Source organism: Burkholderia sp. Bp8984 (genome assembly GCF_003853755.1).
GTDB lineage: Bacteria > Pseudomonadota > Gammaproteobacteria > Burkholderiales > Burkholderiaceae > Burkholderia.
In genome coordinates this window covers 1-698 of sequence record NZ_QTQN01000103.1, presented here as the reverse complement: position 1 = coordinate 698, position 698 = coordinate 1, and the positions used below count along the sequence as shown (strand labels likewise).

Genomic DNA, 698 nt, shown 5'->3' with positions numbered 1-698 from the left:
CCGTCGGTGCGGCAGGCGAGCCAGCAGCACCGGATCAGCATCACGACCGTGCTGCACGCGTACCTGCTGCTCGAAAGCCGCGGGCTGCTGGAGAGCCGCCCGCAGTCGGGGTACTTCGTCAACCTGCGCAACGACGACGGGCACGCGCCGGTGCGCGAGCTGCGGCCGTCGAAGCCGATCGCGATCTCGTCGTCGGTGGACATGAGCCGGCTCGTGCTGTCCACGCTGCGCGCGATCGGCACCGACGACGCGGTGCCGCTCGGCTCGCCGTACCCGGACCCGAGCCTGTTTCCGTTCGAGAAGCTGAACCGCTACGCGTACGCGGCCGGCCGCGACAAGTCGCTGTGGGGCGTGACCGACGGGCTGCCGCCCGGCCATCCGCGCCTGATCCGGCAGATCGCACGGCGCTACCTGGAAAACGGGATGTCGGTCGACCCGAACGAGATCATCGTGACGGTCGGCGCGACGGAGGCGATCAACCTGTGCCTGCAGGCGGTCGCGAAACCGGGCGACACGATCGCGGTGGAGTCGCCGACGTTCTACGCGATGCTGCACGCGATCGAACGGATGGGGATGAAGGCGATCGAGGTCGCTACACATCCGGAATACGGAATCGACATCGCGGCGCTGGCGGCGATCGCGAAGTCTCAGCCGATCGCCGCGTGCATGGTGATGCCGAACTTCCAGAATCCGCTCGG

General features: G+C 68.3%; 1 protein-coding gene. It reads left to right on the top strand.

Annotated features, from left to right (window positions below; all coding sequences use genetic code 11):
• A partial coding sequence (locus DID98_RS35525; protein ID WP_148093564.1) for a PLP-dependent aminotransferase family protein occupies positions 1 to 698 on the top strand: 698 nt, incomplete at both ends.